General features: G+C 71.1%; 16 protein-coding genes. 4 read left to right on the top strand and 12 right to left on the bottom strand.

The window, feature by feature from the left end; translation table 11 throughout:
• Nucleotides 1–250 precede the first annotated feature (250 nt).
• The 4 genes from ABZX75_RS11065 to ABZX75_RS11050 form a co-directional block, all read right to left on the bottom strand.
• Nucleotides 251–1,156 carry a BTAD domain-containing putative transcriptional regulator gene (locus tag ABZX75_RS11065; RefSeq protein WP_355409869.1) on the bottom strand — a complete coding sequence of 302 codons (906 nt, stop codon included), beginning with the start codon at nt 1,154–1,156 and terminating at the stop codon, nt 251–253.
• Nucleotides 1,157–1,324: 168 nt separating this feature from the next.
• Nucleotides 1,325–2,047: a ScbR family autoregulator-binding transcription factor gene (locus ABZX75_RS11060; RefSeq protein WP_355409868.1), complete on the bottom strand. Its 723-nt coding sequence runs from the start codon at nt 2,045–2,047 to the stop codon at nt 1,325–1,327.
• A gap of 74 nt (nt 2,048–2,121) precedes the next feature.
• Complete coding sequence (locus ABZX75_RS11055; RefSeq protein WP_355409867.1) at nt 2,122–2,889, bottom strand: glucose 1-dehydrogenase; 768 nt, start codon at nt 2,887–2,889, stop codon at nt 2,122–2,124.
• A 151-nt stretch (nt 2,890–3,040) separates the two neighbouring features.
• Entirely contained in the window at nt 3,041–3,757 is a 717-nt protein-coding gene (locus tag ABZX75_RS11050; RefSeq protein WP_355409866.1) for an HAD family phosphatase, read from the bottom strand.
• Between the two features lie 441 nt (nt 3,758–4,198).
• Between ABZX75_RS11050 and ABZX75_RS11045 the strand changes: the two genes are divergently transcribed.
• Complete coding sequence (locus ABZX75_RS11045; protein WP_355409865.1) at nt 4,199–5,185, top strand: ScbA/BarX family gamma-butyrolactone biosynthesis protein; 987 nt, start codon at nt 4,199–4,201, stop codon at nt 5,183–5,185.
• A 218-nt stretch (nt 5,186–5,403) separates the two neighbouring features.
• Here ABZX75_RS11045 and fbaA read toward each other — a convergent pair whose 3' ends face one another.
• From fbaA to ABZX75_RS11015, 6 genes are all read right to left on the bottom strand, one after another.
• The gene (gene fbaA / locus ABZX75_RS11040; RefSeq protein WP_355409864.1) at nt 5,404–6,426 is read right to left on the bottom strand and encodes a class II fructose-bisphosphate aldolase; all 1,023 of its coding nucleotides are present in this window, start codon (nt 6,424–6,426) and stop codon (nt 5,404–5,406) included.
• Between the two features lie 393 nt (nt 6,427–6,819).
• Nucleotides 6,820–7,359 (bottom strand): orotate phosphoribosyltransferase, encoded by a 540-nt coding sequence (pyrE, locus tag ABZX75_RS11035; protein ID WP_030817422.1) that lies wholly within the window; start codon nt 7,357–7,359, stop codon nt 6,820–6,822.
• A 275-nt stretch (nt 7,360–7,634) separates the two neighbouring features.
• The gene (locus ABZX75_RS11030) at nt 7,635–8,423 is read right to left on the bottom strand and encodes an aldose 1-epimerase (protein ID WP_355409863.1); all 789 of its coding nucleotides are present in this window, start codon (nt 8,421–8,423) and stop codon (nt 7,635–7,637) included.
• A 48-nt stretch (nt 8,424–8,471) separates the two neighbouring features.
• Nucleotides 8,472–9,332 carry an SRPBCC domain-containing protein gene (locus tag ABZX75_RS11025; protein WP_355409862.1) on the bottom strand — a complete coding sequence of 287 codons (861 nt, stop codon included), beginning with the start codon at nt 9,330–9,332 and terminating at the stop codon, nt 8,472–8,474.
• Between the two features lie 67 nt (nt 9,333–9,399).
• Nucleotides 9,400–11,040 carry a polyamine aminopropyltransferase gene (locus tag ABZX75_RS11020; RefSeq protein ID WP_355409861.1) on the bottom strand — a complete coding sequence of 547 codons (1,641 nt, stop codon included), beginning with the start codon at nt 11,038–11,040 and terminating at the stop codon, nt 9,400–9,402.
• A gap of 158 nt (nt 11,041–11,198) precedes the next feature.
• Nucleotides 11,199–11,747: a DUF2617 family protein gene (locus tag ABZX75_RS11015; protein ID WP_355409860.1), complete on the bottom strand. Its 549-nt coding sequence runs from the start codon at nt 11,745–11,747 to the stop codon at nt 11,199–11,201.
• A 305-nt stretch (nt 11,748–12,052) separates the two neighbouring features.
• On the opposite strand from ABZX75_RS11015, the gene ABZX75_RS11010 reads away from it, so the two are divergent.
• A complete protein-coding gene (locus ABZX75_RS11010; RefSeq protein ID WP_355409859.1) occupies nt 12,053–12,226 on the top strand; it encodes a hypothetical protein in 174 nt (57 codons plus the stop codon).
• 177 nt (nt 12,227–12,403) lie between these two features.
• A complete protein-coding gene (locus ABZX75_RS11005) occupies nt 12,404–13,585 on the top strand; it encodes a pyridoxal phosphate-dependent aminotransferase (RefSeq protein ID WP_355409858.1) in 1,182 nt (393 codons plus the stop codon).
• A 292-nt stretch (nt 13,586–13,877) separates the two neighbouring features.
• Here ABZX75_RS11005 and ABZX75_RS11000 read toward each other — a convergent pair whose 3' ends face one another.
• Entirely contained in the window at nt 13,878–14,411 is a 534-nt protein-coding gene (locus tag ABZX75_RS11000; protein WP_355409857.1) for a YbjN domain-containing protein, read from the bottom strand.
• A 113-nt stretch (nt 14,412–14,524) separates the two neighbouring features.
• Nucleotides 14,525–17,110, bottom strand: a complete 2,586-nt coding sequence (gene clpB, locus ABZX75_RS10995) for an ATP-dependent chaperone ClpB (RefSeq protein WP_355409856.1) — start codon at nt 17,108–17,110, stop codon at nt 14,525–14,527.
• Nucleotides 17,111–17,249: 139 nt separating this feature from the next.
• On the opposite strand from clpB, the gene ABZX75_RS10990 reads away from it, so the two are divergent.
• Complete coding sequence (locus tag ABZX75_RS10990; protein WP_355409855.1) at nt 17,250–17,663, top strand: TIGR03618 family F420-dependent PPOX class oxidoreductase; 414 nt, start codon at nt 17,250–17,252, stop codon at nt 17,661–17,663.
• The last annotated feature ends 239 nt before the right edge of the window (nt 17,664–17,902 follow it).

Here is a 17,902-nt window from a genome sequence, read left to right as displayed (position 1 = left end):
GGTTCCGGTCCGGCCACGGTCAAGCGGGCATGGGGAGACTACGGGTCACGGCGGCCGTGGTCCCGGGAGCTGCTGCGGCCGCCTCGGCACGGCAAGACCCCCCGGGGCGGGGGACTCCCGGGGGGTCGGTTCGGAGGGACGGGCCGGGCTGGTCGACGCGGCGCCGGACCACAGGGGGCGGCACGGGATCGGGAGAGCCGGGCCAGGTCAGGTCCAGGCCAGGTCCAGGCCACGTCAGATCCGGGCCAGGTCAGGCCATGGAGGGCAAGGGCGTTCCGCGCAGCAGGGTGCGCCGCACAGCACTGGTCGTGGCGGCCGCGGAACCGGCATCCGGACCCGCATCCGAACCGGCACCGGAACCAGCACCGAAGTCCGCTCGCAGCACATCGGCGAGCGCTCGGTATGTTTCTTGTGTACCGGCGAACTCGAAAGGCCGGAAATCCGACCCGGTTCCCGAGGAGGGGAAGGGCGCCGCGGATCCCGCCGACCGGACAGCCGGCCCAACACGCCCCCAGCCGCTGTCCCCGGCACCGCTCCGCGCGCGCGACAGCTCGGCGAGTCCCGAGCGCAGCTCGCGGTGACGGCCGAGGCCCAGCTCGGCTTCCACCCACTGCTCCACGACCGACTTCCGGGTGGCTTCGAGGTCCGCGATCAGCTCGGCGAGCCGTGGCCCCGGATTCACGCCGTCGAAGGCCGGGCCCTTCCACAGCCGCAGCGCCCCACGCAGCCTGCGGGCGGCGGTCTCGTAGTCGCCACGCGCCATGGCGCGGTAGCCCGCACCGGCCTCACGAGCGAATTCACGCAGGTCGGAGCGTCCGCCGCCGGTGTCGAGCAGGTATCCGCCGGGGGTCTGGACGAGGATCGTGGCAGCGTTGCGCGGCCCGCTCGAACCGACCGCGGCAAGCAGCCGCTCGCGCAGCTGACGTACGCAGGAGTGCAGCACCGCCCGGGTGTGCTCCGGCGGTGCGTACGCCTCCAGCTCCTCGGCGAGCACGGCGACCGGCACCATCTGGTCAGCGTGCCCCGCCATTACGGCCAGGACCTGTCGCGCGGGCGGTGCGGCGGGCGCGACGGGCACGCCGTTCTCAAGGACGTCGAGTCCTCCGAGCACGTCAATGTCCACAGTCTTCTCCCAGGGCAGGGCATGGCTCGGCATGCGCGAACCTCGCTCATAAAATAATACCCGGGATTTTGTTTCTGGCTAGCGGCTTGGCGCCACGACGCGGGAAAGCACGCGATCCCCCGCCCTCAGGGGGCGGGGGATCGCGTCTGTACGAGGGAGAGAGGTGAGCGTGGCGCAGCTGTGCTCAGCCGGGCACGGCGGTCAGCCGGCGGCCGGCACGACCGGCACCGCCTCGGCAGTCCACGGCTGCGCACCCGCGCAATCGCAGAGGTGAGCGCCGTTCGGCCCGTGCAACGCACGCCCGCCACGGCCCGGTGCGGTGTCGAGCCGGATCGCCACGGCCGAGACCACCAGGCTCGGCATCACGCTCGTGTAGAGGGCTGAGACCTCCTGGTCCAGGTCGAGCCCCAGGGTCTGCGACATGACGTTGAGCCCCGCGAAGGCGCCCACGACCAGCCGCGACGGACCGGCCGGATCGACGTGCGAGAGCAGCTCGCCGCGCGCCTTCGCCTCCGCCAGCAGCGTCGTGTGCAGCTCGATCCAGCCCTGGTACGGCGCGGCGCGGTCCAGCGCCCTGCCGTTCTGCTCCAGGGTCAGCCGGGCGCTGCCGCGCATGAGCACGTCGTGCTGGAGGCGGTGCGAGAAGATCATGCCGATGTCTACGAACTCCTGCGCCTTGAACTCCTGGGCAGTGAAGGCCGGGTCCATGCCCACCTGCGCGTCGATGACCGCCTGCGCCAGGTCTTCCTTCGAATCGAAGTGGAAGTAGAGGGCGCCCTTCGTGACGTTGGCCAACCGGACGATGTCGGTCAGCTTCGCCGCGTCGTAGCCGCGGTCCTCGAACACCACGGCTGCCGCTTCCAGGATGGCCTGGCGGGTGCGCACCGCGCGGTCCTGCTTGACCTGGGGTCGTTCAGTCCTCATACGTATCTGTCCCTCTCCGTGCCCCCGATCGGTCGGCAATACATGCCCCCGGGTACGTACCTCTGAGTACAGTTTCACACCATGGTGAAGCCTCCGTCCACAGGCATCGTGGCGCCGGTGACGAACGACGCACGCGAACTGCACAGCCAGGCCGCCGCTTCCGCGATCTCCTCCGGCTCCGCGGTGCGCGGCTGCGGCGTCGCGGCATGCAGCCGTTCCTCCATCCCCGGCACGGCCGCGAACCATTCCTCGACCACTTCGGTGCGCGTCGTGCCCGGAGCAACCGCGTTGACCCGGATGCCGTGAGCCGCGTACTCGGCGGCCGCGGCCTTGGTCAGGCCGATCACCGCGTGCTTGGCGGCGATGTACGGCGAGGCCACGGGCGTCGCCAGGATCCCCGCGACGCTGCTGTTGTTGACGATGGTGCCGCCACCGGTCGCCAGCATCGCCGCGATCTCGTCGCGCAGGCAGTTCCACACCCCGCGCAGGTTCACGTCCATGATCCGGTCGTACAGCTCGTCGGTCATCTCGTGCAGCGGGGTACGGCCCGCCCCCCAGCCCGCGTTGTTGAAGGCGCAGTCCAGCCGGCCGAAACGGCCGAGGGCCACCTCGACGGCGGCCGTCGTGTCCGCGCGGCGGGTCACGTCCCCCACGGCGTACTCGACTTCCGCGCCCCCGGCCCGCAACTCCGCGGCCAGCTCCTTGAGCCGGTCCTCCCGGCGCGCGACGAGCACGAGTTTGGCACCTTCACGGGCGAAGACCCGCCCTGCGGCGGCCCCTATCCCACTGCTCGCGCCGGTGATCAGCGCGACCTTGCCGTCGAGTATGCGCTCCGCTGCCATGACTCTCCTTGTTGGAGTAAGAGGTTCGGGACGACCTGGTGAACCGGCACGGGCCGAGTCGGTACCAGGTGGTTCGGTACGAGGTGGTGCCGTACGAGGTGGTGCCGTACGAGGTCTGCGGTACGGGGTGACGCGGTACGGGCAGCCCGCGTCAGGCGGCGGCCCACGCGCGGCCCACGGCCGCCTCCGCGTCGAGCCTGCGCAGCAGCTCCTCGTCGATCTCGCCGAGCGAGCCGACCACGTGCCGCACGCCGGCGTCGCGCATCAGGCGCGCCTGGAAGCCGTGTTCGAAGTCGCTCGGGTGCCCGATGAAGGGGACCCGCAGGTCACGCGCGGCTTCGGAGACCCTGGCGACATCGTCGATGAACAGCGCGCGGTCGTAGTCGAGACCGAAGGTGTCCGCCGCGATCTCGTGGATGCCCGGCCGGAAGTCGTTCGTGCAGATGTAGCCCGGCCCGTCGAAGAGGTGCGCGTAGCGGCCGAGGTAGGTGTCGAAGTGCCTCTTGTCCAGGCCGCCGTAACAGATGGTGCGCAGACCCAGGCCCCGCAGCCGGTGCAGCAGTTCCTCCGCGCCGGGCATCACCTGGAGCGGGTGGTCCGCGAGATACGCGGCGCGCTCCTCGAAGTAGACGTCCAGCACCTTCCGCGGGCTCCAGTCCACGCCGGCCGCGGCGCCGAGCGCCCGGGCGGCGACGGTCTGGGACTGAGAGAAGACCGAGCGCTCGACGTCCGCGTCGTAGACCCCGCCGCGGCTGGTGACGAAGTGGTGGATCACCGGGCTGAAGGTGTCGTTGAGCAGGACCCCGTCGATGTTCACAGCGGCGAGGCGCAGGTGCCCCAGCGGACTGACGTGCCGGAGGGCGTGCATCGGTCTCCAATCGGCGGGGGCCGAGACGGTGACGGGCCGCGCGGTGCGCCCCGGCCGAGCGGGCGTGCGTGGCGTACGGGCGTGCGGCGAATACGTGCCGGGACATCCGCAGGACACCTGGAAGAGCCCCCAAAAAATACTTCCAGGTACGCGGTTGACGCTGAGGAAAAGATACCCGACTTCCCCGAAGATGCAGCCAACGGGCCGAAAATGAACACAGCGTGACGAAAATTTCCTCCTGCTGTACCGACCAGGAGTTCATTCATTGGAAGCGGTCACTCCGCTAGACCTATCGGTGTGGTTTACGTCACTCTCAAGCCAGGACCGAGGCGCCATCGGGTATTTCTCTAGGGGTCAACCAAACCCGGGAGTACGTACTTCGCGACATAAAGCGAGGTCTGGACCTCCGGCCATGATCTCGGGGAACTTATGATCACGACTTTGGAACCGACGAACGTCCTTGCCCAGCAGACCTCTACCGCCGTGGACTGCGGATGTCCCGAGGGGACGCAGCGGCAGCTGACCACCACCGTGCCCCGCCAGCTCGTGCACCGTGCCGCCCTCGCCGAGGTCTTCCTGACCGGTATGTGCCGACCGGCCGAGGACAGGTTCCACGTGACCGCCCAACTCCCGCGCGGGCACAGCTTCTTCGCGCCCATCGCCGGCACGCACTACGACCCGATGCTGATCTGCGAGACCATCCGCCAGGTCGGCTCCTACATCGCCCACCAGGCCTTCGACGTGCCGCTCGGCCACCAGTTCCTGCTGTGGGGCCTCGACTACACCACCATCCCCGAGAACCTGGTCATCGGCGACACCCCCGCCAACCTGGACCTCGACGTCGTGTGCACCGAGATACGCCGGCGCGGCTCCCAGCTCCAGGCGCTGCGCTACCAGGTGACGATGCGCCACGGTGACGCCGTGGTGGCCACCGGGGACGCGGGCTACAACGTGGCCTCCCCCGCCGTCTACCGCCGGCTGCGCGCCGAGCAGCTGACCCGGCGGCCGACTCCCTCACTGCCCTCGGCGCCCCTCCAGCCCGCCCAGGTCGGCCGCTACTCGCCCTTCGACGTGGTGCTCGCCGCCGCCCCGCAGCAGACGGGCACCACCGCCACGTGGCAGCTGCGGTACGACACCCGCCACCCGGTCCTCTTCGACCACCTCGGGGACCACCTCCCCGGCATGGTCCTGCTGGAGGCCGCCCGCCAGGCCGCCGTGGCGCTGACCGCAGCCCCCGCCGTACTGCCCGCGTCCGTGTCGAGTACGTACCAGCGGTACGCGGAGTTCGGTTCTCCGATCTGGATCCACGCGGAACGTACCGGCCCGGCCGCGGTCAAGGTCACCGGCGTACAGAACGGCGAAGAGGTCTTCGAGGCCGGCGTCGGTACCGAACTGGTCGAGCCGATGCCGTACGGGATGACGGCCTGACGAAGCCCGCGGCCGGGCCACAGGTGCGGTTCGCGGGACACCGGGGCGTCGGGGGGCGCCTCGGGTCCCCTGGTCCCGTCGAGACGGACGGGACCAGGGGGCGGGAACGGCCGAAGGGCCCGGTCCACCGTCATGAGACGGTGGACCGGGCCCTTCGGCGCAGCGCGAACGTTCTTGCCCGCTCGCGCTCAGACGCTCACACGCTTAACGCAACAGCCCTACTTGAGCTTCGTGCCGGTCGAGCGCAGGTTCGCGCACGCCTCGGTGACACGCGCCGCCATGCCGGCCTCGGCCGCCTTGCCCCAGGTGCGGGGGTCGTACTTGGACTTCGTGCCGACCTCCCCGTCGACCTTCAGGACCCCGTCGTAGTTGCGGAACATGTGGTCCGCGACCGGGCGGGTGAAGGCGTACTGGGTGTCGGTGTCGAGGTTCATCTTCACGACGCCGTTCTCCAGCGCGGTGGCGATCTCCTCGGCCGAGGAGCCCGAGCCACCGTGGAAGACGAAGTCGAACGGCGAGGCCTTGCCGTACTTCTCGGCGACACCGGCCTGGAGGTCCTTGAGGAGCTCGGGGCGCAGGACGACGTTGCCCGGCTTGTAGACGCCGTGGACGTTCCCGAAGGACGCGGCCAGCAGGTAGCGGCCCTTCTCCCCCAGGCCCAGGGCCTCGGCGGTGCGCAGCGCGTCGTCGACGGTGGTGTACAGCTCGTCGTTGATCTCGTGGCTGACGCCGTCCTCCTCGCCGCCGGTCGGGGTGATCTCGACCTCAAGGATGATCTTCGCGGCGGCGGCCTTGGCGAGCAGCTCCTGGCCGATGGCCAGGTTGTCGGCCAGGGTCTCGGCGGAGCCGTCCCACATGTGCGACTGGAAGAGCGGGTTCAGACCGCGGGCCACGCGCTCGGCGGAGATGTCCAGGAGCGGACGTACGTAGCCGTCCAGCTTGTCCTTGGGGCAGTGGTCCGTGTGCAGCGCGACCGTGATGCCGTACTTGGCGGCCACGACGTGCGCGAACTCGGCCAGGGCGACCGCGCCCGTGACCATGTCCTTGTTGTGCTGGCCACCCAGGAACTCCGCACCACCGGTGGAGATCTGGATGATGCCGTCGCTCTCGGCCTCCGCGAAGCCGCGCAGGGCAGCGTGCAGGGTCTGGGACGAGGTCACGTTGATGGCCGGGTAGGCGAACTTGCCTGCCTTCGCCCGGTCGAGCATCTCGTTGTAGACCTCGGGGGTTGCGATGGGCATCTGTCCGCTCCTTGGATGTGCGGGGAGTGTGCTTATTGCGGGCCCTGACCTGGGGGCGACGTCACCGTCGCGCCTATCTTTCCAGACTCCGCCCAACACTCCACCCCGTGGTCGGCGGGTGCGGGGCGAACAGGCCGGGATGTTTCACGTGAAACATCCCGGCCTCTAGGAAAAGAGCAGGTCAGCGCCTGCGGAGCGACTCCCGAGGGCCTTGGTCACGACTTGGTCCGGCGCCTGCCCGGCGGCGGGGCCGGGTCGGATCCCGGCCACGTCAAGGCCGCGAACAGGTCGCGGTCGGGCCCCGACCGGAGCCCGGTCGGGTCCGGTCGGGGCCCGGTCGGGACACCGTCAGGTCGCGGTCAGGAGAGGCCGAGGGGTCAGGCCGGGTCGCGGTCAGGAGAGGCCGAGGTCCTCGAGGCGGTAGCCGGTGAGGTACGGAAGGCCCGCCTCGGCGATGGCGTCGGCCGCCCCGCGGTCCACGATCGTCGCGACGGCGACGACTTCGCCGCCGGCCTCGCGGACCGCCTCGACGGCGGTGAGCGGGGACCCGCCGGTGGTCGAGGTGTCCTCGACCACCAGACAGCGTTTGCCCTTCACGTCGGTGCCCTCGATGCGGCGCTGCATCCCGTGCGCCTTCTGCGCCTTGCGGACGACGAAGGCGTCCAGGCGCTGACCGCGCGCGGCGGACGCGTGCAGCATGGAGGTCGCCACCGGGTCGGCGCCCAGGGTCAGGCCGCCGACGCAGTCGAAGTCGAGCTCGGCGGTGAGGTCGAGCATGACCTGACCGACCAGCGGGGCCGCCTCCCCGTCGAGGGTGATCCGCCGGAGGTCGATGTAGTAGTCGGCCTCCCGGCCGGAGGAGAGGATCACCTTGCCGTGCACGACGGCCTTGTCCTTGATCTGCTGCAGAAGCGCATCGCGTACGTCACTCATGCCCCCGAGCTTAGGGGGTGTCCGTCGGACACCCCCTCAAGGCGGCCTGGGCGGGCTAGGTCGTCTCTTTCGGATCTTGTCGGCCGAGCCCGCGTTGACCGGTGCCGTGCATCGCAAGGCGGAGGAGCGTCTTTGTACTGGACGTACGGGCGCTTCCGACAGCTCGGCCTCCAAGGTCCTCGAAGAGGAGCCGAGACGCAGTGAGCGCAGCGAACGCAGTGCAGCGAGGTGCGGTGCCGGGCAGCGCGGGCCCGGCAAGATCCGAAAGAGACGGCCTAGGAGAGCCGCCGCCAGGTCCACGTCGTGGAGATCTCCAGCGGATCCACCGGCGTGACCAGACGCGGCAGGGTGTTCAGTCCGTTCGGCGGGCCCGACTGCGGCTCCACGCAGACGGCCTCGGGCTGCTCGTCGTAGACGACCACCCACTCCGAGCGGCTGGTGAGCCTCAGCTCCAGCGCGCCGGGCCAGGTCAGGGTGACGTCGACACCGTCGGGCATGCCGAAGCAGTCGTCCCACGGGCCGGGCCGGGGCTCGACGCGGTTGCCGGTGGGGAGGTGGTCGGCGCCGCGCTCCTCCTGCCAGGCGGCGTCGAAGGAGATCTTCACGTCCTCGCCGCCGACCCCGAGACTGCGCCGGAACCACGGGTGCCAGCCCGCCTGGGCCGGGAAGGAGTCGCCGTACGTCTCGATGCCCAGGGTCAGGGTCAGCGCGTTCTCCGCCAGCTCCACGATCTGGGTGACCCGGCCCGGATACGGCCACGGGTCGGTGAGGTCATAGGTGAAGGCCGCCTCGGTGGCGGTGGCACGGGCCGGACGCCAGGCCGCGTCGCGACCCAGCCCGTGGAGGGCGTGCGGCGGGTGGTCGACCGGCAGCTGGTGGACGGTCGCGCCGTCGTGGAACCGGCCGTTCGCGATACGACCGCACCACGGGACCATGGGGAAGGACCCGTACGTGGGGCCCTCGCGCAGCAGCTCCGTCCCGTCGATGCGCAGACTGCTGATCCGGCAGCCGTTCTCCTGGTCGACGGTCACCTCGGCGCCGCCGGCGCTCAGTTGCGTACTCATACGGTCGACCCTAATGCGGGTCACCGGTCCCGGTGTGGCGGTCGCAGCTCAGCGGCGGCGGCGCAGGGCCCTGCCCAGCACGACCGCCGAGGCCAGGGCGAGGGCGGCGACCGGGGCGATCCAGCGCAGATGGTCACCGGCGCTGCCGTACGTGGGCGCGGGCACCGGGGCGTACCGGCCGCGCGGAGGCGCGTGGTCCACCTCCTCGGCGCTGCGGCCGATCATGGTGCGGCGGGCGTGGGCGGCCTCGGCCGGCGGGCGCGGAAGACCACCGAGGTCGTCGAGGTCGTCGAACCCGCCTTCCAGGAAGGGGTCCGGGGACGAGGGCGGCACCTCGCTCTCGAACACGGACGCGGTGACCTCGTCGATGTCGAGGTCCTCCTCGCCGTCGCCCTCGGCCTCCTCGGCTTCCTCGGCCTCCGCGACCGCGTCGGTCACGGGCTCCTGCGCGACCGCGGCGCCCGCCGTCGGCTCCGGGGCGGCGGCCAGCGCGGCGAGCTGCTCGGCGGCCCGGTCGAGGAGCCGGTGCACCGAGGTGGCGACGGCCTCGGGAGCGAAGGCGGCGGCCCGCCCGTCGGCGGTGGCCCCGGCGGTGAAGTCGAGCCGGGTGCCGTCTTCCTCCGGGGACAGCCGCAGCGCGAGCGCGAGGGTGACGGTGCCCGTGCCCCGCACCTCCGCGCCCTCACCGTCGACGGTGAAGTGATCGGGGCCCCGCTCGGCGAGGGCCAGCGCCCCGCGGTAGGTCACGGTGTGCCCGCCCACCCGGATCTTCAGCCGGCCCGAGAGCGGCCCCGACTCGGTGTCGGCGTCCTGCTGGAGCCCCGGCACACACCGGGCCACCCGGGCGGGATCGCGCAGCACGGCGCGGAGGTCGTCTGCCGGTACCGGAACGAACACCTGATGCTCCATGCGGCCGAGCCTACCGAGGAGAGCCCCCTTCGCACCCCCTTCGCACCCGGTCCGGCGCGGACACCCGTCAGGAATACCGCGGGTGCGGCAGGGTCGAGGGCGGCAGTCCGGGCATCCGGGTCCGTTCCGCGTCCTGCGCGGCGTCCTGTAGGGAGGGGGTCGACAGCGAGCGCAGCCCCGGCGTGTCGTGGTCCACGTGCAGCGGGGGAACCTGTTCGCGGGCCGCCAGGACGAAGCCCCAGTCCTGCGGCGGTGCGCCGGTCCGGCCCTGGGTGCGGTCGGGACCGGCGGCGAAGCCCGACAGCCGGCCGCCCGCGCTGTAGGGGGCGGTACGCAGCCCGGCCGCGCGAAGGGTGGACTCGACCGTCCAGTACGTCCGCGGGCGCGTGGCCAGGGGCCCGGCGTGCACCGCCATCCGGCCACCGGGGCGCAGGGCCCGCGCGGCCAGCCCGTAGAACTCCTGCGAGTACAGCTTCGTGCTGGGGGTGATGCCCGGGTCGGGGAGGTCGGAGAGGATGACGTCGAACCGTTCCCGCGCGGCCGGTCCGCGCAGCCAGGCGAAGGCGTCCTGCGCGACGACGCCCAGGCGCGGATCCCCGTACACCCCGGCGTTGAGCGCGGAGAGCATCGGATCGGTACGGGCCAGGCGGATCACGCCGGGATCGAGCTCCACGACGGTGACGGAGGCGACGTCCGGGTAGCGCAGCACCTCCCGGGCGGCGAGCCCGTCACCGCCGCCGAGGACCAGGACCCGGGTGTGCGGGCCGGTCATCGCCGGGTGGACGAGCGCCTCGTGGTAGCGGTACTCGTCGTACCCGCTGACCCGCAGCCGCCCGTCGAGGTACAGGTCCAGGGAACGCGGCGAGCCGGTCGGAGGCCCGGTGAGCACCAGCTCCTGCACCCCGGTCCGGACGGCGACCCGCACTTCCGCACCGTAGACGGCGCGCCGGGCCATCCGCTCGAAGTCGTCGGCGAGGACGGTCGCGGAGCCGAGCACCGCCAGTACGGTCGCGTTCGCGGCGATCAGCAGCCATCGGCTCCGCCGGCTCAGGTCTCGGCGGAACAGCCACAGCACCAGCCCGCCGCCGACCACCGCGTTGACGGTGCCGGTGAGCAGGGCTCCGGAGAGCTGGCCCAGCACCGGCAGCAGCAGGAACGGGAAGGCGAGACCCCCGACCAGGGCCCCCACGTAGTCCGCGGCGAAGAGGTCCGCGACGGCCCCGCCCGGGTCCTGTCTGCGGATGCGCTGGATGAGGACCATCAGCAGCGGGATCTCGGCGCCGATGAGCACCCCGATGGCGAAGGAGAAGGCGACGAGCGCGAGCCGGGACTCACCCAGCCAGGCGAAACTCGCGTACAGCGCCATGGCCGAGAGGCCGCCGAGCAGCGCCAGCCCGGCCTCGATGGCGCCGAAGCCGAAGGCGGGCCGTCGCCGCAGCCGTTTCGCGAGCAGGGAGCCGACGCCCATGGCGAAGACCATGACGGACAGCACGACCGACGCCTGGGTGACGGAATCGCCGATGAGGTAGGAGCCGAGGGCGAGCAGCTCCAGTTCGTATACGAGCCCGCAGGCGGCGCAGACGAATACGGTGGCCAGGACGAGGAGTCGGCCGGTCCGGGGCCTTACGGGCAAGGCGTCCGGGGCGGTCGCCCTGCCCCGCGGCTCCGGAGCCGGAAGCACCCGGCGGGGGACGGAACGGTCGATCATGCAGCGAACCGTACGTCACCGCCCACCCGCACCCGGTCACCCACATGGGTGCAAGTCGCCTCTGGTGCCAGCCAGTTGGCGTAACGGCCGCACTGCGGCGGCGCCCCGGACAGGCCCGGCACCGGCCGCGCCGGTACGGGCTCCGCCCCTCCTCCCCGCTACCGCAGCACGGCCGATTCCGCGGCCGCCGCGGCGGGGGAGCCCATCCGTACGCCGACCCGCGTACGGGTGGCCACCAGCCGTCCTTCCTGCGGGTACGCGTGCCAGGTCCGCCAGCGCACCTGCCCCTCGTAGCGCTGCGCGAGCAGGGCGGTGAAGGCGTGCGGACTGCCCGGGAAGGTACCGGCGAGGCCGTTCGGGTGATCGGCCACCAGTGCGAGCAGTTCCTGCGCCCGCCCCGCGAAGGAGCCCTGGGAGAGGGTCTCGACCCGCGCGGCGAACTCGTACTCCCAGTCGCCGACCCGCTTGGCCACACCGAGCGGCAGCGGCGTGCTGCTGCCGGGCATGCAGGCGACGGTCTCCGAGCAGAGCACGTCGCCCTCCTCCAGGATCACCTGATGGGAGGCCCCGAGCAGGCGCAACTCCACCTTCGCGTGCATCAGTTCGAGGTTCAGTACGGCCAAGGCGGGCAGCCGGTCCCGCCCCAGAGCCCAGGCGAGGTCGGCGGCACGCGTGTCGGTGTAAGAGGTCTGGAGGGTCGTGAGCATGAGTCGGCTCCGCAAACGCGCGAGGGAGATGGGCCGGGGCCCGCCAGCGGTAGTCAACGGGTGGGGGGGCTCCGGCACGGGTCCACAGGAAGTCCAGGGAGGTCCGAGGACTGGTCTACTCAACCGAGGGAATCATGAAAGGCACGGCACTCACATCGTTTTTACCCAACTTGAAGTGGTTTACATCCCCCCGGGGGCTACGCAGTTCACGTGTTCAACAAGTTGCGTCCCGCGCGTCGCCATGCATCGTTGAACGAGAGGACGCCCGACGGAAGGTAAACCGCCGGGCGCCCTCCTCTGCCGCGGTGCCCGCTGCCCCGTGTCAGCTGGAACCGCCGCACCCCCCGCCGCCCCCGCAGGAGGACGAGGAGCCACTCGAACACGAACCCCCGGACGAGTCGCCGCCCCCCGCCCACCAGCTGCTGGAGCCGGATGACGACCCGCCGCTGTACGAACGGACCGCCACGGTCACGACGTAGGCCATGCAGAACAGCCCGATCACGATGAAGACGAACAGCATGTCCGCCCCCTCTCTCACACCCCGGTCTTCCCGGGGAGCGGGATCCCCGCGTCCCGCGTGAAGGGGGGATGCCCGTCGGCCACACGAGCCAAAGCGCACTTGAGCAACTCCAGAGGTTGCCCGCAGGATGGCGCCCATGAGTGCACCCGCGAGCAGTAACCGCCCCTTCTTGAACCGCCGTCTGGCGGCCTTCGGCACCACGATCTTCGCGGAGATGTCGGCGCTGGCCGCGCGCACCGGATCGATCAACCTCGGCCAGGGCTTCCCCGACACGGACGGCCCCGCGCAGATCGCCGAGGCGGCCTCCCGCGCGGTCCTCACGGGCCTCGGCAACCAGTACCCGCCCGGCCCCGGCATCCCGGAGCTCCGCACCGCGATCGCCGAACACCAGCAGCGCTTCTACGGCCTGTCCTACGACCCCGACACCGAGGTGCTGGTCACGGCGGGCGCCACGGAAGCCATCGCCGCCAGTCTGCTCGCCCTCCTCGAACCGGGTGACGAGGTGATCGCCCTCGAACCGTTCTACGACTCGTACGCGGCCTGCATCGCGATGGCCGGCGCGGTCCGCGTCCCCGTCACCCTGCGCCCGCACGCCGGGGCCTTCGTCCTCGACCTGGACGAACTGCGCGCCGCGGTCACCCCCCGCACACGGCTGCTCCTGCTGAACACCCCGCACAACCCGACGGGCACCGTCCTGACCCGCGAGGAGCTGACCGCCATCGCCTCCCTCGCTGTGGAGCGCGACCTCCTGGTCGTCACCGACGAGGTGTACGAACACCTCGTCTTCGAGGGCGCGCACCTCCCCCTGGCGGGCCTGCCGGGCATGCGCGAGCGCACGGTCACCTGCTCGTCGGCGGGCAAGACCTTTTCCTTCACCGGCTGGAAGGTCGGCTGGGTCACCGCGCCCCCGGAGCTGGTCGCGGCGGTCCGCTCGGCGAAACAGTTCCTCACCTACGTCGCCTCCGGCCCCTTCCAGTACGCGATCGCCGAGGCCCTCGCCCTCCCCGATACGTACTACGAGGCCTTCCGCGCCGACCACGCCGCCAAGCGCGACATCCTCGCCGACGGCCTCACGGCGGCCGGCTTCGAGGTCTACCGCCCGCAGGGCACGTACTTCATCACCACGGGCATCACCCCGCTCGGCGAGAAGGACGGCCTCGCCTTCTGCCGCGCCCTGCCCGAGCGCTGCGGCGTCGTCGCCATCCCCAACCAGGTCTTCTACGACGACAAGGCCGCCGGCGCCACCCAGGTCCGCTGGGCCTTCTGCAAGAAGACCGACGTCCTCCAGGAGGCCGCGGCCCGCCTGCGGCGGCTCTGACCGGGCGAGGGCGGCGGTTGATCGCCTGGTCTCGGACGCCGCCGTCGCCGCCGCCGTCGCCGCCGCCGTCTGCGCCGTGACGCTCTGCACACCGTCGTCGGCGAAGCCGCGCTTCCTCGTCCCGGCCTTCCCGCTGCTGCTGCCGCCGGCCGCGCGGTCATCGCGAAAGCCCGGCCGAACGCCGTGGTCGTGGTGACCGCGGTGCTGGCCGGGCTCTCGTACGGCTACGGGCTGTACCTGCTGCTCATAGCGCGCACACCGATATGACGCCTCGCCGGGACGGCCGGGACGCTCAGTTGGAGTCGTCGTCGCCCTCGGTGGAGTCGATGTCCTTCTCCAGGCCGAGCTGCTCGACGAGCCACTTGTCGAACTCGATGGAGGCGCGGACCCAGCTGACCGTGGAGGACACGAAGTGCTCCAGGCTGACGCCGGTGCCGATCAGCATCTGCGCCTCACCGATCAGACGGACGGATCCGTCGTCGTGGGTGTGGCTGTAGACCTTCGGCCACAGGGTGCGGCGGTTCCAGTCGTCGATCGACTCGAGGAGCTGGGGCTTCTCGTCGATCTTGTGCGGACGATCGTAGAAGGTCCGCACGGAGAAGACCTGCTGCTCGTCCTCGCCGCGGAACATGAAGTACGTGCGGAACTCCTCCCACGGCGCCGCGAGGTCACCCTCGTCGTCGACGACGTACTTGAGCTCCATCTGCTCCAGCAGCTGCTTGACCAGATCCTGGTCGGGGACGACGGGGCCCGCCGGTCCTGTGGCCCCCTGCGGCTCGGGCTGCTGCCCTCCGAAGTTCGGAATCGAGGCCGGGTCGATGCTCACCGTGATATTCCCTTCGTGCGGATACCTTCATCCTCCCCCATGGCGCCCGTCCCGTGTCCACCCCTGGCCGGTACGATCCGCTCCGGGCGGACAGGGGGTGCGTCCGGAGTAGCTCACACGGCCCGGCCGACCAGCAGGTCCTCGCCCACCACCTCGACCCGTACGGTGTCGCCGTCCTTGACCTCGCCCGAAAGGATCTCCTTGGCCAGGCGGTCGCCGATCGCCGTCTGGATCAGGCGGCGCAGCGGCCGGGCCCCGTACGCCGGGTCGTTGCCCTTGTCCGCCAGCCAGGCCAGGGCCTCGGGCGTGACGTCCAGGGTCAGGCGCCGGTCGGCCAGGCGCTTGGCCAGGCGGCCGATCTGGAGCTCCGCGATGTGCGCCAGCTTTTCGCCGGTCAGTGCGGAGAAGACCACCAGGTCGTCGAGGCGGTTGAGGAACTCCGGCTTGAAGGAGCTCCTGACCAGGTCGAGGACCTGCTGCCGCTTGCGCTCGGGCGGGGTCACCGGGTCCACCAGGAAGTGGCTGCCCAGGTTCGAGGTCAGGACCAGGATGGCGTTGCGGAAGTCCACGGTCCGGCCCTGTCCGTCCGTGAGGCGGCCGTCGTCCAGGACCTGGAGCAGGATGTCGAAGACCTCCGGGTGGGCCTTCTCGACCTCGTCCAGCAGGACCACGCTGTACGGGCGCCGGCGGACCGCCTCGGTCAGCTGGCCGCCCTCCTCGTAGCCCACGTACCCGGGCGGGGCGCCCACCAGGCGGGCCACGGTGTGCTTCTCGCCGTACTCCGACATGTCGATGCGGACCATGGCCCGCTCGTCGTCGAAGAGGAAGTCCGCGAGCGCCTTGGCGAGCTCCGTCTTGCCGACGCCCGTCGGGCCGAGGAAGAGGAAGGAGCCGGTCGGGCGGTCCGGGTCGGCGATACCGGCGCGGGTGCGGCGTACGGCGTCCGAGACGGCCCGTACGGCCTGCTCCTGGCCGATCAGGCGGCGACCCAGCTCGGCCTCCATCCGCAGCAGCTTCTGGGTCTCCCCTTCGAGGAGGCGGCCCGCCGGGATGCCGGTCCAGGCACCGACCACGTCCGCGATGTCGTCCGGGCCGACCTCGTCCTTGACCATGGTGTCCTTGGCGACCTCCGCCTCGGCCTCCGTGGCCTCCGCGAGCTCGCGCTCCAGCGCCGGGATCTCCCCGTAGAGCAGCTTGGAGGCGGAGTCGAAGTCGCCGTCGCGCTGGGCCCGCTCGGCCTGGCCGCGCAGGTCGTCCAGACGCTCCTTGAGTTCACCCACCCGGTTGAGGGACTGCTTCTCCTTCTCCCAGCGGGCGGTCAGGCCCCGCAGGTCCTCCTCCTTGTCCGCCAGGTCCTTGCGGAGCTTGTCCAGACGCTCGCGCGAGGCAGGGTCGGACTCGTTCTTCAGCGCCAGCTCCTCCATCCGCAGGCGGTCCACCGAGCGCTGGAGCTCATCGATCTCCAGCGGGGAGGAGTCGATCTCCATGCGCAGCCGGGACGCGGCCTCGTCGACGAGGTCGATGGCCTTGTCGGGCAGGAAGCGGGAGGTGATGTACCGGTCGGAGAGGGTGGCGGCCGCGACCAGCGCGCTGTCGTTGATCTGCACCTTGTGGTGGGCCTCGTAGCGGCCCTTGAGACCGCGCAGGATCGCGATGGTGTCCTCGACGCTCGGCTCGGCGACCAGCACCTGCTGGAAGCGCCGCTCCAGCGCCGCGTCCTTCTCGATCCGCTCGCGGTACTCGTCGAGGGTGGTCGCGCCGACCATGCGCAGCTCGCCGCGGGCCAGCATGGGCTTGAGCATGTTGCCGGCGTCCATGGAGGAGTCGCCGCCGGCGCCCGCGCCGACGACCGTGTGCAGCTCGTCGATGAAGGTGATGATCTGGCCGTCGCTCGACTTGATCTCGGCGAGGACGGTCTTCAGCCGCTCCTCGAACTCGCCGCGGTACTTGGCACCGGCGACCATCGCGCCGAGGTCCAGGGAGACCAGGCGCTTGTTCTTCAGGGACTCGGGGACGTCGCCCTTGACGATGCGCTGGGCCAGTCCCTCGACGACGGCCGTCTTGCCGACGCCGGGCTCGCCGATGAGCACCGGGTTGTTCTTCGTGCGGCGTGAGAGGACCTGGACGACGCGCCGGATCTCGTGGTCGCGGCCGATCACCGGGTCGAGCTTGCCCTCGCGGGCGGCGGCCGTGAAATCGGTGCCGAACTTCTCCAGGGCCTTGTACTGGCCCTCCGGATCGGGGGTGGTCACCCGCCGTCCTCCTCGTGCGTGCTCGAAGGCGGCCAACAGCCTCTCGGCGGTCGCGCCCTGTGCGGAAAGGAGCTCACCGGCCGGGCCGCCCTTGGCGGCGATGGCGATGAGCAGGTGTTCGGTGGACAGGTATTCATCGCCGAGCCGGCCGGCCTGCGCGTCGGCCTCGGCGAGTACGACGAGCAGGTCGCGGGTCGGCTGCGGGGGCGCGACCGTGGAGCCGGTGACGCTGGGCAGGGCGGCGAGCAGCCGCTCCGCGCCACTCCGTACGGCGGCCTGATCGGCTTCGGCGGCGGCGAGGAGGTCGGTGATGTTCTCGTTGTCCTCACCGGCGAGCAGGGCGAGCAGCAGGTGCGCGGGGGTCAGGTCCGCGTGGCCGTCCTTGACGGCCCTGCTGGTGGCTGCGTTCAGCGCGTCCCGGCTCTTGTTGGTCAGCTCGGCGTCCACGGGGGGCTTCTCCTCTCCGGAGGGTCGGACAGAACAGAGCAGAGCAGAAATCTGAACTCTGACACAGACAACCTATGCAAAGTTGAGTCTATTCCACTCAAGGGCGAGCCTGTACCCCTCTGGCCGTACCCTTCGGGCCATGTCCCATGACGTACTCAACCCGACGCCCGAGTACCTCGCCTTCTGGCGGGAGCGGCACGTCTGCACGCTGACCACCCCGCGCCCCGACGGCACGCCCCACGTGGTGCCGGTGGGCGTGACCTACGACCCGCAGGCCGGCCTCGCCCGGGTGATCAGCAACAAGCACAGCAAGAAGATCCGCAACATCCTGGCGGCCCAGGCCGTGGAGCCCGGCGGGGCGCGGGTCGCGGTCTGCCAGATGGAAGGGCGCCGCTGGGCCACCCTGGAGGGCCGCGCGGTGATCCGTACGGACGAGGCGTCGGTCGCCGACGCGGTGGCGCGCTACGCGGAGCGGTACGGGCGGACGCCGTCGCCCAATCCCGACCGGGTGGTCATGGAGATCACCCTCGACCGGGCCATGGGCCGCGCCTGAGGCGTCCGGCCTTCGGGGCTCACCCGAAGGCGCACCCCGAAGGCGCAGCCGGAAGGCGCACCGTCGAAGGCCCAACCCGTTCGGTTTTCATCTTTGTCCGGCCGGCTACTGGACGCGGACATCACAGCGGCGCCATCGTGGTCACACGGACGCGGGGCTCGCCCCCGCTCACAAGGCGGCGATCGAGGCCGCCGGTACGGAAGTTGCGCTCGTATGATCCTCACCGTCACCCCCAACCC

The organism is Streptomyces sp. NPDC003038 (assembly GCF_040611115.1).
Classification (GTDB): Bacteria; Actinomycetota; Actinomycetes; order Streptomycetales; family Streptomycetaceae; genus Streptomyces.
The sequence above is the reverse complement of the archived record's forward strand: the minus strand, read 5'-3'. Positions and strand labels throughout refer to the sequence as shown.